Source organism: Prochlorococcus marinus str. MIT 0912, assembly GCF_027359595.1.
Lineage (GTDB): Bacteria > Cyanobacteriota > Cyanobacteriia > PCC-6307 > Cyanobiaceae > Prochlorococcus_B > Prochlorococcus_B marinus_C.
In genome coordinates, this window is record NZ_CP114783.1 from 691,776 (window position 1) to 705,662 (window position 13,887).

At 32.9% G+C, this 13,887-nt stretch carries 17 protein-coding genes; 12 read left to right on the plus strand and 5 right to left on the minus strand.

The window, feature by feature from the left end; genetic code table 11:
- Nucleotides 1–40 precede the first annotated feature (40 nt).
- The 8 genes from bchI (at nucleotide 41) to O5640_RS04320 (ending at nucleotide 7,036) form a co-directional block, all read left to right on the plus strand.
- A complete protein-coding gene (gene bchI, locus O5640_RS04285) occupies nucleotides 41–1,129 on the plus strand; it encodes a magnesium chelatase ATPase subunit I (RefSeq protein WP_269613415.1) in 1,089 nt (362 codons plus the stop codon).
- A complete protein-coding gene (ruvC, locus tag O5640_RS04290; RefSeq protein ID WP_269613416.1) occupies nucleotides 1,130–1,594 on the plus strand; it encodes a crossover junction endodeoxyribonuclease RuvC in 465 nt (154 codons plus the stop codon).
- Nucleotides 1,595–1,622: 28 nt separating this feature from the next.
- Nucleotides 1,623–2,219, plus strand: coding sequence for a 5-formyltetrahydrofolate cyclo-ligase (locus O5640_RS04295; RefSeq protein ID WP_269613418.1), 597 nt, complete (start codon nucleotides 1,623–1,625; stop codon nucleotides 2,217–2,219).
- A gap of 45 nt (nucleotides 2,220–2,264) precedes the next feature.
- Nucleotides 2,265–2,729, plus strand: a complete 465-nt coding sequence (locus tag O5640_RS04300) for a SufE family protein (RefSeq protein WP_269613420.1) — start codon at nucleotides 2,265–2,267, stop codon at nucleotides 2,727–2,729.
- Nucleotides 2,730–2,763: 34 nt separating this feature from the next.
- Complete coding sequence (locus tag O5640_RS04305) at nucleotides 2,764–4,080, plus strand: homoserine dehydrogenase (RefSeq protein ID WP_269613421.1); 1,317 nt, start codon at nucleotides 2,764–2,766, stop codon at nucleotides 4,078–4,080.
- A 92-nt stretch (nucleotides 4,081–4,172) separates the two neighbouring features.
- Nucleotides 4,173–4,391, plus strand: coding sequence for a hypothetical protein (locus tag O5640_RS04310; RefSeq protein WP_269613422.1), 219 nt, complete (start codon nucleotides 4,173–4,175; stop codon nucleotides 4,389–4,391).
- A 42-nt stretch (nucleotides 4,392–4,433) separates the two neighbouring features.
- Nucleotides 4,434–6,011: an ABC transporter substrate-binding protein gene (locus O5640_RS04315; protein ID WP_269613423.1), complete on the plus strand. Its 1,578-nt coding sequence runs from the start codon at nucleotides 4,434–4,436 to the stop codon at nucleotides 6,009–6,011.
- A gap of 2 nt (nucleotides 6,012–6,013) precedes the next feature.
- On the plus strand, nucleotides 6,014–7,036 hold the full coding sequence (locus O5640_RS04320) for an ABC transporter permease (RefSeq protein ID WP_269613424.1): 1,023 nt from the start codon (nucleotides 6,014–6,016) through the stop codon (nucleotides 7,034–7,036).
- Here O5640_RS04320 and O5640_RS04325 read toward each other — a convergent pair.
- Entirely contained in the window at nucleotides 7,030–8,625 is a 1,596-nt protein-coding gene (locus tag O5640_RS04325) for an alpha/beta hydrolase (RefSeq protein ID WP_269613426.1), read from the minus strand. The genes O5640_RS04320 and O5640_RS04325 overlap by 7 nt on opposite strands.
- Between O5640_RS04325 and O5640_RS04330 the strand changes: the two genes are divergently transcribed.
- On the plus strand, nucleotides 8,610–9,848 hold the full coding sequence (locus O5640_RS04330; RefSeq protein WP_269613428.1) for an MFS transporter: 1,239 nt from the start codon (nucleotides 8,610–8,612) through the stop codon (nucleotides 9,846–9,848). The two genes, O5640_RS04325 and O5640_RS04330, sit on opposite strands and share 16 nt — an antisense overlap.
- A gap of 17 nt (nucleotides 9,849–9,865) precedes the next feature.
- Here the strand turns inward: O5640_RS04330 and O5640_RS04335 are convergent, their stop codons facing one another.
- Entirely contained in the window at nucleotides 9,866–10,216 is a 351-nt protein-coding gene (locus tag O5640_RS04335) for a DUF2834 domain-containing protein (protein ID WP_269613430.1), read from the minus strand.
- A gap of 132 nt (nucleotides 10,217–10,348) precedes the next feature.
- Between O5640_RS04335 and O5640_RS04340 the strand changes: the two genes are divergently transcribed.
- The gene (locus O5640_RS04340) at nucleotides 10,349–11,191 is read left to right on the plus strand and encodes a PfkB family carbohydrate kinase (protein WP_269613432.1); all 843 of its coding nucleotides are present in this window, start codon (nucleotides 10,349–10,351) and stop codon (nucleotides 11,189–11,191) included.
- A gap of 290 nt (nucleotides 11,192–11,481) precedes the next feature.
- Entirely contained in the window at nucleotides 11,482–11,844 is a 363-nt protein-coding gene (locus tag O5640_RS04345; protein ID WP_269613433.1) for a hypothetical protein, read from the plus strand.
- Nucleotides 11,845–12,092: 248 nt separating this feature from the next.
- Here O5640_RS04345 and O5640_RS04350 read toward each other — a convergent pair whose 3' ends face one another.
- The 3 genes from O5640_RS04350 to O5640_RS04360 form a co-directional block, all read right to left on the minus strand.
- The gene (locus tag O5640_RS04350; RefSeq protein ID WP_269613435.1) at nucleotides 12,093–12,338 is read right to left on the minus strand and encodes a hypothetical protein; all 246 of its coding nucleotides are present in this window, start codon (nucleotides 12,336–12,338) and stop codon (nucleotides 12,093–12,095) included.
- Nucleotides 12,339–12,436: 98 nt separating this feature from the next.
- Nucleotides 12,437–12,991 carry a pentapeptide repeat-containing protein gene (locus O5640_RS04355; RefSeq protein WP_269613436.1) on the minus strand — a complete coding sequence of 185 codons (555 nt, stop codon included), beginning with the start codon at nucleotides 12,989–12,991 and terminating at the stop codon, nucleotides 12,437–12,439.
- Between the two features lie 106 nt (nucleotides 12,992–13,097).
- Nucleotides 13,098–13,277: a hypothetical protein gene (locus O5640_RS04360; RefSeq protein ID WP_269613437.1), complete on the minus strand. Its 180-nt coding sequence runs from the start codon at nucleotides 13,275–13,277 to the stop codon at nucleotides 13,098–13,100.
- A 205-nt stretch (nucleotides 13,278–13,482) separates the two neighbouring features.
- Between O5640_RS04360 and O5640_RS04365 the strand changes: the two genes are divergently transcribed.
- Complete coding sequence (locus O5640_RS04365; protein WP_269613439.1) at nucleotides 13,483–13,824, plus strand: phenylpyruvate tautomerase MIF-related protein; 342 nt, start codon at nucleotides 13,483–13,485, stop codon at nucleotides 13,822–13,824.
- The last annotated feature ends 63 nt before the right edge of the window (nucleotides 13,825–13,887 follow it).

Sequence of the window (13,887 nt, forward strand, 5' to 3'; positions counted from 1 at the left end):
GGCCTGGTTATGAAACAATCTTGATACCAGTACTAAGAAAGTGAGTTCAACTAGAAAACGCAGAGTTTTTCCATTCACTTCAGTGATTGGACAAGAAGAAATGAAGCTAGCGCTTCTTTTAAATGTTATTGATCCGAGAATTGGCGGAGTAATGATAATGGGTGATAGAGGCACTGGGAAGTCCACTACCATAAGAGCACTTGCTGATCTATTACCTGCTATTGAAGTTGTTGAAGGAGATCCCTATAACAGCTCTCTTGATGATCCAGATCTTCAAAGCAATGATGTTAGAGAGAGAATTGACAGTGGTAATGAAATTCGAAAAGGCGAGAAACAAGTTCCAATGATTGATCTACCGTTAGGTGCAACTGAGGATAGGCTTTGTGGAACTATTGATATTGAAAAGGCTCTTAGTGAAGGTGTTAGAGCTTTTGAACCTGGACTGCTAGCCAAAGCAAACAGAGGGTTGCTTTATGTTGACGAAGTTAATTTGCTAGATGATCACCTTGTCGACGTACTTTTAGACTCAGCCGCCTCAGGTTGGAATACAGTTGAACGTGAAGGTATTTCGGTTCGACATCCAGCGAGGTTCGTACTTATTGGTTCAGGAAACCCTGAAGAAGGAGAATTAAGGCCACAGTTACTTGATCGTTTTGGAATGAGTGTGGAAGTAAGAACAGTAAGAGAAGCAAAACTTCGCGTTCAAGTTGTTGACCAACGCACAGCCTTTGACAATGATCCTGAATCTTTTAATGATTCGGTTCAGGGGAACCAAGACGCGCTCCAACAAAAAGTGGTTGATGCCCAAAATTTACTTAACGAGGTTTCTATTGATGAAGATCTCAGACTAAGAATTTCAGCAGTTTGCGGTGAACTTGATGTTGATGGACTTAGAGGAGATATTGTTACAAATAGAGCAGCTAGAGCCCTTGCAGCCTTTGAAGGGAGAAAAGAGGTAACTGAAGAAGATATTGCTCGTGTCGTTTCGACAGCATTAAGGCACAGACTTCGAAAAGATCCTCTTGAACAAGTTGATTCTGGAGATAGAGTAATAAAAGCTTTTTGCAAAGTATTTGAAAGAAATGAAAGTAATGATGTATCTGAATTTGAACTAGCAACAATAAACTAAGTGAGAATAATAGGAATAGATCCAGGGTTAGCAAGAGTAGGTTATGGAATCGTTGATGAAATAGAAGGAAAAAAAATAATGCTTGATTGCGGGATTATAGAGACGGAATCAACACAAAAAGAGGAAGCTAGGCTTTTAGAAATTTCAAATGATTTAACCTCAATAATAAACAAATGGAATCCAAATAATGCTGCAGTAGAAAAGTATTTTTTTTATCGCTCGAGTACGACAATTAGTGTCGTTCAGGCTCGCGGAGTGATAATAATGACTTTAGGAAAGCACAATCTTCCAATTCAAGAATTCCCACCAATGCAAATCAAACTTGCTATGACTGGTTACGGTCATTCAGATAAAGATGAAGTATTAAGATCTGTAATGCATGAACTCAGTCTTACTTCACCGCCAAAGCCAGACGATGCTGCAGATGCACTAGCAATTGCACTTACTGGAATCTATCTTAAATAATTTAATCAATATTTAAAATTTATATTTTATGAAAAATAAATATGACGCTATAAAATCAATAAAAGAAATCAAAAGAAATAAATATAATTTAATCCGTAACTCAAATTCATCTTTAATACATGAAAAAATAAAATCAAATGTCAAATCAGCATTAAATATACTTTTAAACAAATATCATGATGAAGGAAAATATATAGGAATTTATTGGCCATTAAAAGGCGAGGTAGACATAAGATTTATTAAAGAAATTAACAATCAAAAAGTTGCCTTACCTTCGAGTTCAAAAACAAAAGGTATCACCTATCATCACTGGTCAAATAATCAACTAGAGATAGATTCAAACAGCATTCCTGCACCAATAGGAGAAGAGGCAATTAACCCCAATAATATTTCTATTTTATTTGTGCCCGCAATAGCTATAGATCAAGAAGGTTACAGATTAGGTTACGGAGGAGGATACTTTGATCGTCTTCGACAAAAAGATTTGTGGTTTTCAATTCCATCATTTGTAGTCATCAGTAATAATTGCATATCTAAAAAACCATTACCTAGAGAAAGATGGGACGTGCCATTTAATGGTTGGATTAGTGAAAAAGGTCTTCATCAAATTGAAGCAACTAAATAATTAGTTAGGCTTTAGTAAGATAAGTACAATTATTGACATGCAGAGGTGATTGAAATCAAAGAAAAATCCTTCATCAATACTTACGGGAGTGATTCATTAGATAATCTTATAGAGCGTCTACAATCAACTTCAGATCCCAAAAGGCGATACGAATATATATTATGGCTAGCAAAAAGTTTGCCTTTGCTAGATGAAGATCTTCACCTAGAAACTACTAAGGTAAAAGGTTGCATTTCAGAAGTATATGTTCTTGGAATTCTATTAAATGGAAAAATTCAATGGAAAGGATATTCGGATGCGCTCATAACAAAAGGATTGCTAGCTTTTCTAATAAAAGGTTTGAATGATCTAACACCTTATGAAGTACTCTCTATAAGTGAGAAATTTATTGAGATGACAGGACTAAGTAAAAGCTTAACGCCATCGAGAGCGAATGGTTTTCTCAACATATTCCTAAAAATGAAAGCTCAAGCAAAAAACCTCTCAATATCAAGCTCTGACAATGAATAAATAAGCTTTAAACAAAATCATCGCTCAAAAAAACATGAAAAAAGTTGGAATCGGTTTACTTGGCCTAGGGACTGTTGGTCAGGGTGTTGCAAATATCATTAATCAACCAAAAGATAGACATCCTTTGGTTGGAGAACTTGAACTTATTGGTATTGCAGTCAGAAATATCAACAAGAAAAGAGATATATCTATCAATGATTCAATACTTACGACAAACCCAAAGGAAATAGTAAATAATCCCAATATTCAAATAGTTGTTGAAGTAATGGGCGGTATAGAACCAGCAAAATCATTAATTATCCAAGCCCTTAGAGCAGGCAAATCTGTTGTTACTGCTAATAAAGCAGTAATTGCAAGACATGGTGAAGAAATCTCAAATGAGGCGAAGGCCGCTGGGGTTTATGTCCTCATTGAAGCAGCAGTAGGAGGAGGGATTCCAATAATTGAGCCTTTAAAACAATCTTTAGGAGGTAATCAGATAACCAAAGTAAGCGGCATTATCAATGGAACAACTAATTACATACTCTCCAGAATGGATAAAGAGGGAGTTGACTATGCTGAAGTTTTAAAAGATGCCCAAGCGCTTGGATATGCAGAAAGTGATCCTGCGGCTGATGTAGAGGGATCAGACGCAGCTGACAAAATTGCAATTCTTAGTGGCCTTGCTTTTGGTGGAGCAATTAATCGAGCTGAAATCCCAACTACTGGCATAAACCTACTACAAGCCATAGATGTTAATTACGCTAGAAAGTTAGGTTATGGAATTAAGCTTTTGGCAATATCAGAGAAAGACAAAACTCAATCACCTCCTCCAAAGAGTCAACCATTATCTATTTGGGTTGAGCCCACATTGGTTCCAGAAGAAAATCCATTAGCAGGCGTAAGTGGAGTAAACAATGCAATACTTGTAGAAGGAAATCCTATTGGCCAAGTAATGTTTTTTGGGCCAGGTGCTGGATCCGGTCCAACAGCCTCAGCTGTAGTTGCAGACATACTTAACATCGCAGGTATTCTTTCTACAAATGAAGACAAAATATCCAACCTAGACCCACTTCTATCTGCAAAAAGTTGGAGAAGTTGTCACGTTTCAAAAAAGGAACAAATAACTAAAAAGAATTACATACGGCTAATCGCCGAAGATAGTCCAGGCGTAATTGGGGAAATAGGCACTATTTTTGGACAGAAAAAAATATCTATTGAATCAATTGTTCAATTTGACGCAACAGATAAAGAAGCTGAGATAGTAGTTATTACTCACAAAATCAGGCAAGGAGAACTTGAAGAGGCTCTAATAGATATAAAAAAAATGTCACAAGTTAAAAGAATTGCAGCAACCATGGGTTGCCTTTAGCTCACGAAAACTAGTCAAATCAAAATTAAGTTGCTATTCATATAAAAGAACAAAGGAAATTTTAATTTAAATTTCTTTTTCGATTCCAAACCATGACAACATCTAAAAACGTAATTGAAAAAATCAGAAAGGAAACAGAAAAAAATATTAATCAAGGAGATTGTGTTTATTTAAAGAATCAAGAAAAACTTTTTCAAGTATTAGGAATAGACAATGCTTATGAAAAATGCTGGGTTAGAGAATGGCCACTTAATCCAAATGGATCTCCAGTTTTCGAGATATCAATCAAACAAGTAACTACGAATCAATAAAGATTTAATTGAGATAGAAATTAATATATAATTATAAAATAAATGTTAAAAATGAATTATATAAGAAACATTTTAAAAGTCTTAAGTATTACATTAATTATCTTCCAGTTATCATGCGTTCAAAATAAGAAAAGAGAAAATATTATTGTTGCAAGTGCAGGTAAAATTGAATCCCTTGATCCTGCTCAGGCAAATACTCTTAGGACACTACAAATATTAAGCGCTCTTGGAGATACTTTATACAAAATAAATAAGGAAGGAACTCTTTCCCCAAGTCTAGCTATAGATATACCAAAAGTAAGCAAGAATGGTTTGCTAATAGATATTCCACTCAGAGAAAATATTACTTTTCACGATGGAAGTATCTTCGATGCTAAAGCGATGAAGTTTAGTCTCGACCGCTTTATGAAAATAGGAACCTTAAAGTATCTATTAAATGACAAAATAGAAGCTATTGAAGTCATAGATGAATTTCTTCTAAGGATAAAATTAAAAAAACCATCAAGTTCAATAAAAACTCTTCTAACTTCAGTAAATTTAACTCCTGTATCGCCTAATTCATATTCAGATTACAAAGATAAATTCAATAATAAAAGCTTTATAGGGACTGGTCCATATTTCTTAGAAAGTTTTAGTTCTAGTCAACAAATAATTAAGCCATTCAATAAATATTGGGGTAGTAAACCACTCAACAAAGGTATTGACTTTGTAAATTTCAATAATTCAAGTACTCTTTTTGGCGCTATTAAAACCAATCAAGTTGATGTTTTAATATCAAATTCTATAGCTGATATGCATCGTTTGTCATTAAATAACATGGCTAATAAAGATAAGCTTAATTCAGGAGAAGGTGCACCAACATCAATTGGATACATTACTTTTAAAAGCAACAATTTACCATTATCAAATCAAAAGTTAAGAAAAGCTCTTTCATATACAATTGATAGAGACTTAATTACTGAGAGAGTAAGTTTTGGAACTAGAGAGCCATTATATTCCATAGCTCCTCCGCAATTTTATAAGAAAGAATTTTCACCATGGCCATCTTACGACCCTAAAATTGCAAGAACATTATTAAAGAAAGAAGGCTATTGCGAAAACAATATTTTAAATATTCCATTAACATTCAGATCAACCGTACCTGCTGATAAAAATCTAGCACTTATATGGCAAGAGCAAATCAAAAGAGATTTATCTGATTGTTTACAAATCACTTTAAATGGAGTGGAATCAACAACAGTATATGATCAGCTATCAAAAGGTTCTTTTGAAGCAGTTATATTAGATTGGACTGGAGATTTTTCTGATCCGATTGCATATTTAGCTCCTTTATTAAGTTGTACTCAGATAAATAATAGTACTTGTCTCAAGGGAGAAGCTGTTTTCAGTGGAAGTTTTTGGGGTGATAAAAAAGTACAAGAAAAATTAGAAAAAAGTGAAGTATTAGAGGGGGAAAATAGATTAAATACTTTTTTAAAAATCGAACAACTTGCAGAAGAAGGAAGTTCCTACTTGCCAGTTTGGCTAATCAGACCTAAAGCTTGGTCGTTAAAAGATATAAGTAAACCAGAATTTTCAGGAGATGGATTAATTATTCTAAAAAACTTAAAAAGAGACTAGTTTTGTCATCTAAAAAAGAACTTTTCAAATATATCCTTGCAAGATTAGCTCTATTGCCAATTATGCTTTGGATCATTTCGAGCTTAGTTTTTATATTATTGAGAATCGCACCAGGCGACCCGGTAGATGCAATTCTAGGCACTCGAGCTAATGAATTGGCACGAGAAAGTCTAAGAATAAAACTTGGATTAAATAAACCTCTAATTAATCAATATCTTGAATATTTAAATCATTTAATACATGGAAATTTAGGAAATTCCTTAAACACACAAGAACCTGTAAAAGAAATTATTTCCAAATCTCTACCAGCAAGTATCGAATTGGCAATATTTGCAATCTTAATCGCATCACTATTGGGTTATTTGATTGGTTTTTTAGGAGCAGTTAAACCTGAAAGCAAAATAGATTTTTGGGGAAGAATTTTTGGTATTGGTACTTATGCTCTACCTCCTTTTTGGGCCGCGATGCTAATTCAAATTATTTTCGCTGTATTACTAGGTTGGTTTCCCATTGGTGGAAGATTACCCCCTGGAGAAAGTCCTCCACCCCCAGTCACTGGATTCTTACTTTTAGATAGCATTTTAAATAAAAATATTGAATTAATTTTTAGTTCTATTAAGCATCTGATTTTACCTTCAGTCACTCTAGGGATATTATTAAGTGGGATATTTAGTAGGTCTTTAAGATTAAATTTAGAGGAAGTTTTAAAAAAAGATTATATTGAGGCTGCAAGAAGTAGAGGTATAAATGACTCCAGAATATTATTTAAACATGCTTTACCAAATACACTGCTCCCAATATTGACAATTACTGGATTAACTGTTTCTTCTTTAATTGGTGGAGCACTTTTAATTGAAATAACATTCTCATGGCCTGGAATTGCCCTAGGACTTAAAGAAGCTATTAGCCAAAGAGATTATCCTGTCGTACAAGGAATAGTTATTATTATATCTAGCCTTGTTGTCATGATTAGTGTGGGAATAGATATTGCTATTGCATACATTGATCCAAGGGTCAGCTATTGAATAATTAGAAGTTTTTCAATTTTAGCCCTATCTAAAATATGAAATTTAAGCTCACCTTTAGTTAGATTAGTATTTGAAGGAATTGATTTTTTTTCTTCTAATTTCTCTAAGAAGCTAGTTATCTCAAAAGCTAATAAGCTCTGTACAGAAAGTGGATGAAATCCCACAATTGATTCACCTAAATTAAATAAATCTTTACCCTCAGACTGATACATCTGCCCCTCTACTCTAATAGGAGAAAAATGACTAGCACCCTCAATCAAAAGAACTCTGCTATATGGACTCGAGCTAACCGCAAGCAATAGTCCAAGTTGTTCACTCATAGCTGGTGTAACCAAATCGAAAGTTCCTCCAGTGAGGAACAGAGGAATATTTATTTGATTGTCTAAGTTCTTCTTCCATAAAAAACTACCAAAGCTATTCATACCAACGATGGCTGAAAGGTTTTCTATATTTTCTCTTTCGGTCAAGGTTATATCTGTTAGCTGACATTGCAAAAGTGAGGATAAATTAGTAAGAGAAAGATTATCAAGCACCTTTTGACATCTATTTTCAAGCTGATCATCTATTTCTATTCCTGATGCCAAAATAGCAGTAAGCGCTCCTAAAGAATGCCCCATCAAGACAACATTCTCTGCTGAAATATCAATCTTTCCTGATTTTTTCGCTTTAAGGACACTCTCTAAATCATTAAGTCGATCAGTTAAAACTTCTGCACCAGGGAGAGGAAGTCTTCCTTTCACCAAGGCCTCTAATGCTAATGAATCACTACCTGGATGATCCATCACAACAACAGGCCAACCATTATGACTAAGACTTCTTGCAAGCCAATTAAAATGATTACGATCGCCTCCTAAACCTGTCATTAGCAAAACCCAATTTGTCCTAGTTTTCTCCCTAGAGGAAGGATTCCAAACCTCTAGATTCAAAGGCTCATTTCTATGAGAAACAACTAAAGAAATCATTTCATATTCATTTTCTTTAATCTCAAAAGGTAAAATATTTCTTTTACTTCTCTTTACTAATATTTCATTAATTGACGCCAAGTTAGACAAGAGTTTTTGTTGTTTATTTAATTCACTTCTCCAATTATTTGCGACTTCAATCCACCCATCCAAATCAATATGAATTGCTTTAACAGAAAGTGAATTTAGAAGATCAAAAGTTGTCACCTCATCCTTTTCGTTTAAAAGATTTTCCAAAGTATCTAAAACCCTTTCGCCAGAGCTGTCTTCATCCATAAGTATCAGATCACTTACTTCATCAAGTAGTTTTCGACCAGACCAACTTCTCAAAATTTGTCTTGCCATACTTTTATCTTTTACCAAAGGGGTACTTAAAAACTTTGCTAAACCTTTCCTTTCTTTAAAACCAAGTAAATTAAGCCAGCTGGCTAATTCTGAATTTGTTTCATCTTCACCATTACTCCAATCAATCAATTCTTTTATTGAAATTGGAATAGACATTCCATCAAAATGAATCTCAAATCTCTCTGCTGCTTGAAGTTTTGGATAAATACAAGAAGGTGCTAGTAAGCTTCCAACTGTTCCAAGAACAACTAATTTTTTAATGAATGAATTTGTTCTCAACTTCTAGTGTTAGCAATTATTGGGAAAGATTCCCAGTATCCCTAAGATTGATCATAAAGGCTCGGCTATGGACAGCGATAGGAGCCGGAGGAGTATTGTATTTAAGTCCGATAATCTTTAACAATCTTGGCTTTTCAGCTGAACAAATCGGAAGTGGAATAACTACCGCTGCATTTGCTGGTATCACAACAAGGCTGGGTACAGGATATTTTCTTGACAAGAAATTTAGTTATGGAAAAGCAATTAAATTTGCATGCGTACTTGCAATATTATCTGATTTTATTCTTTTTTATTCACAAACTTATTTATCTTATCTCTCAGGTCAGTTTTTTTTAGGAGCAGCAGCTGGAATTTATTGGCCTTCTGCAGAATTGGCAGTGCCATTGAATTGTAATAGTACAATTCAATCAAGTGAAGGTTATTCTCTTGCAAGAAGTGCGGATGCAATTGGTGTAACTTTGGGGGTATTTATAGGTACTCTTGGAACATACTTTAAAATGACAAAAATAATATATTTAATAGATATTATTTGCATGTTATATATCTTTTATCTTCTAAGAGAGAAGATAGATAGAGGCAAAAGCAACAATCAATTAGTCATGAAAGATACTATAGAAATCAAATATAAAAATACAGAGAATAAATTTAATATAAAATGGATAATCAAGTTATTTCCTTTATTATTAATAACTCTATTCGTGACAGGAGTAATGAGTTTATTGCAAGTTATCCTACCATTAGATTTAGCAAACGGAGGAATAATAAGGCCACCATTTACAGAGGAAAGAGTAGCTACTTTAGTAACAATCAAACTTATTTTACTTGCAATCTTTCAATGGCCAGTTGGTTATATTTTAAGGAATAAAAATTCACCTTTTAAATTTAGATTATGCTTGTTTTCTCTACTAATAGGTTTTATTTTTTTAACAGTTTCTAATTTCTTAAATGATGGATATTTATTAGTACTTATAGCTTTTTTACCTCTAACAATTGCTCTATGCATATTCTTACCGTCTGCTTCAAATGCGATTATAAAATCTTCTCCTATTAAATCTCAAGGAACGGCAATAGCTTTATATTCTCAGTGTTTTGGAATTAGTGCTTTAACTGTCCCATGGCTGGCTGGTAAGTTAATTGATAATTTCGATACAGCCTTTCAATTATGGTTAATTGTTAGTCTCATTTGTATGATTTTAATAACTAATTGTAAGAATATAAAATAAATACTCGTTATATATAATTAATTTCTATTCATTTCTTCAATTCTTAATTCCCTTAGATACAAGAAGAGAGGAGCTGAAAAAGCAAATGCGATTGTAAATGTAGTTAATACAACAATCCATAGATTTTTCATCTCTAGTCTCTTTGATTCTGAAATTATCCAAACAAATACTGCTGTTGAGCCTATAAAAAGATCTCTAGATAAGGACTGGGAAGCTGGATTATTATTAGCCAACTCTATAAATAATTGAATATCAAAAGCAGGTCCATAACTTTTTGCAAATTCAATATTTGCAAGTGTAGGTAAAACACCTCCTAATATAGCCAAAAACAAATAAACCCATTTCAACCAGTTGATCTGTCTTATCATAGTAAATTTTTATTTAATAAAAAATAATATATCAGAACTATTATAAAGTTCGTGTATTTTATGAATAAAAAAATATCATAGTTTACCCATGAAGCTAACTAACTATATTAGAAATAATATAGTTAGTTAAGAATGAAAATTGATGTACCTAAACAAATACTTAGTCTACCTAAACTTAAATTAGCTGTGATTGGTCATGTCGAATGGGTAACATTCTTAAAAGTTGATCAGCTGCCATTGGCGGGACAAATTTCGCATGCAAAAGATTCCTTTGAAGAAGCCGCAGGTGGTGCAGCAGTCGCCGCTGTTCAGATGGCAAGATTGACAAATGGACCTGTCGACTTAATCACATCATTGGGCAAAGACAATTACGGTAAAAAATGCTATGAAAGACTTACAAAACTTGGTTTAAATTTAAAAGTAGCTTGGCGCGAGAAACCAACTAGAAAAGGTATTAGCTTGATTAGTAAAGATGGAGAAAGAGCAATTACAGTTATTGGAGAGAGATTACAGCCAATTGCTTCTGACAATCTACCTTGGGGTGATATGAAAAATTACGATGGGATATTTGTTACAGCAACAGATAAAGAAGGAATAAGACTTGCAAGGGGAGCGAAATTCCTCTCTGCCACACCCCGAACAGGTGAACAAACCTTAAAGAATTCCAAAGTAAAAATCAACGCTTTAATTGGTAGCGGTCTTGATCCTGGTGAAAAAATAAATCTAGAAGAACTTGAACCTAAACCAGACATATACATTTCAACAAAAGGTAAATTAGGTGGCACAATTTTTCCTGAAAATATTAAATACAAATCCATTAAGCCTAGTTCAAAAGAGATCGACAGCTATGGATGTGGAGACTGCTTCGCAGGAGCTGTAACGACAGCTCTCTCAGCGAAACTTAATTTAGAGCAAGCAATTAATATAGGTGCATATTGCGGCGCTGAATGCTCAACCCATTACGGACCTTACTAAAATGAAAAAGAAAGAAAATAAAAATACAAAACCAAACAATAAAAATTCTATTACTAGTAATTTTATAATACTAATATTTTCAATTATTTCTCTTTTTTTGAATCAATAATAATAATTATCAGTGTATTTAAAAAAGGTATTGTAAAAAAAGAAATACTTTCAAAAAAAACTGATCTAGGCTTTGACTTGATAATCAAAAGAAAATAAAGAGAAATCAATTAAATAATATGTAATCAACTGGCTTTATTCCTAGAAGTTGCTTTAATTAGAAAAGATTATAATTATCAATAGTGAAATTAATTCCAATATTTTTAATAATATTTTTTTTATATATATTATTAATTTTAAATAAGAGAAAAAATTTTTCTAATAAAAAGAGTTTGATGGAGAGATTTAAGAACAGGTTCAAAAATATAAATGTTCGTAGAAAAAGAATTTCAGAGGAATTTACAAACTCTCTTTTACTTGACCCTTGTAAAAACATTCCATTAGGTACATGGTATTCAGAGGATGAGCTTAGAGAAAAAGCAGGTATTCATAGATCTAGATTAACTAAATTTGGTAAATCAAAAATTAATGGCGAAATGCTATTTGTTGGTCCAAAAGGAGGTATTTACAAAATAGGTGATGATGGAAAGAAAAAATATGTGTAAATCTTAAAAGACAAAAAGCAATCATTAAAAAAAAAATAATTATTGCTAAAATCACATAAGAATTTTTCAGTCGATTAAAATTGAATTTATATCTAACGGTCTCATTTGGAGAGTTAGAGCTATCTAACTTAACTTTTTGGAGCCTAGTTGGTATTACATTGCTATTTGTCGTGTCTTTTGTTTTATCAACAATTCCTCTTACTAAAAATATACAAGATGCAAAAAATATTTCTTCAAAAAAATAAAATTCAAGCAGCCTCCTTGTATTCTGAAAAATCTCTATTCGCCCAATGTATTCTTTTAATAGATAGATTCGCAATCGAAATCTTTTCACCTTCTTCTTTCATAGATATTATATTTATATCATCTAAAAGTTGATCTGAAATTTCATTTGAAGACACTCTAGAGTTGGATATCTTTAAACGATAATTACGAGCAAGTTTTTGAATTGAAAACCCATTTGCTTTAGATCGATGTGGCCAAAAATTCTTCACGATAAATTCAATATCTTTTCTTAAGAAAACTAAAAAAAAATAAAATAGCAACTAATTCTATTTTTTATAACAAATATTTTTCAATCCATTCCTAGATATTAAGCAGCCGGCAGAGAAGGTTTATCTCCCTTACATTCAAGACTAGCCCTAGTAGATACCCCTGTAGTGGGATTAACACCGTCTGCAATTTTACAGAGGTTTCTTTGGTCTTCACTATCAAGAATCGCAAATGAGAAATCAGCTCCCTCAATTTGAGCACCAGCAAAGCTGCTACCAGATGCAATCATATTTATTAAAATAGAGTTCCTAAGGTCTGTTTTCTGAAAATTAACTCTATCCGAAAGAGTATCGGTTAGGTCTACACCATTGAGATTAGAACCTTTGAGGTCTGACAAAGTTAATGTTGTTCCATGAAGATCAACGTTGCTGAAATCAGCATCCCTTGCCATTGCGCCAGCGATGGAGGAAAGGTGTAAGTCTTCACCGTGAAAATCGAATCCAGTGATGTCAGATCGAACATAACTTGGAACTTCGTCACCCTCTCCCTTAACTGCCACATTAGCTCCAGCAAAAACTGGATTCACACAAAAAAATATTATTAAAAAACTAAGTGAGTATCTGATTAGTTTTGAAAAAAGATGATCAGAATTCATGAGTAAAAGTGATAATCCACCTGATTAGTGCAATTATCTCTCCTATCAAACAATTTTAAGTACATTGATAAAACAAATTAATGTAAGAAGAATTACGTAATGCTTCTTACAAAAGAGGTCTTCCAGAGATAAATTCGTGCATTACAGGGTTCATCCAATATAAACCTACAAATAACATGACAAACAAATTAAAAAATATCAAAGCCCCACCAAGTAAAAAGGTCTGGTCATTTGAAGTATTATCATCTGTTGTTTTTTGAAGAATGGCTTGAAAATTCTGGTTCATTTTTCACAATATGACCAATCTAAGTTACTAGAAAATCAAGAATATTGAGGCTCTAACAGGAGAATTAACGAGATCTTTCTATTTTTTTAAGATTTGAAAAATATTTCTATCGATGACTTTGGCAGAGGGCTTCTTGGAACTTTCTAAATTTTTAAAAATCAATCTCCCATTCGAGTATTAATATCTTTCAAATACTTATTCCCTCATGCCATTCATTCAAATAAACACATCCTCAAAAAGTGTTGTAGAAAATGATGATTTGCTACAAAAAGATATTTCAAAAATGGTTGCTGATTTAACCGGAAAACCTGAAAATTATGTAATGACGATGATCCAAAGAGATGCAAAGATGACATTTGCTGGATCCGATGAACCATGCTGTTTTGTCAAGTTTAAATCAATTGGCTCATTGAACCCTTCCTCGATGAGCAAGTCTTTGTGCGAGTTAATTGCATCTAAAACAAATATAAATAAAAATAGGATTTATATTGAATTTTTCGACGTTGAAGCCTCAAATTGGGGATTCAATGGTTCAACATTTGGATAGTAATTTTATTAACTTGTGTAATTAATGCTGAAAAAATTTTAATTAAATCAAACAACTATTTGT

Bases quoted from the DNA above. Each gene is read 5' to 3' on its own strand.
- O5640_RS04330 (WP_269613428.1), top strand. From the start codon at position 8,610: ATGAATTTGTTCTCAACTTCTAGTGTTAGCAATTATTGGGAAAGATTC.
- O5640_RS04295 (WP_269613418.1), top strand. From the start codon at position 1,623: ATGAAAAATAAATATGACGCTATAAAATCAATAAAAGAAATCAAAAGA.
- O5640_RS04310 (WP_269613422.1), top strand. From the start codon at position 4,173: ATGACAACATCTAAAAACGTAATTGAAAAAATCAGAAAGGAAACAGAA.
- O5640_RS04355 (WP_269613436.1), bottom strand. From the start codon at position 12,991: ATGAATTCTGATCATCTTTTTTCAAAACTAATCAGATACTCACTTAGT.
- O5640_RS04365 (WP_269613439.1), top strand. From the start codon at position 13,483: ATGCCATTCATTCAAATAAACACATCCTCAAAAAGTGTTGTAGAAAAT.
- O5640_RS04315 (WP_269613423.1), top strand. From the start codon at position 4,434: ATGTTAAAAATGAATTATATAAGAAACATTTTAAAAGTCTTAAGTATT.
- O5640_RS04335 (WP_269613430.1), bottom strand. From the start codon at position 10,216: ATGATAAGACAGATCAACTGGTTGAAATGGGTTTATTTGTTTTTGGCT.
- O5640_RS04340 (WP_269613432.1), top strand. From the start codon at position 10,349: ATGAAAATTGATGTACCTAAACAAATACTTAGTCTACCTAAACTTAAA.
- O5640_RS04360 (WP_269613437.1), bottom strand. From the start codon at position 13,277: ATGAACCAGAATTTTCAAGCCATTCTTCAAAAAACAACAGATGATAAT.
- O5640_RS04305 (WP_269613421.1), top strand. From the start codon at position 2,764: ATGAAAAAAGTTGGAATCGGTTTACTTGGCCTAGGGACTGTTGGTCAG.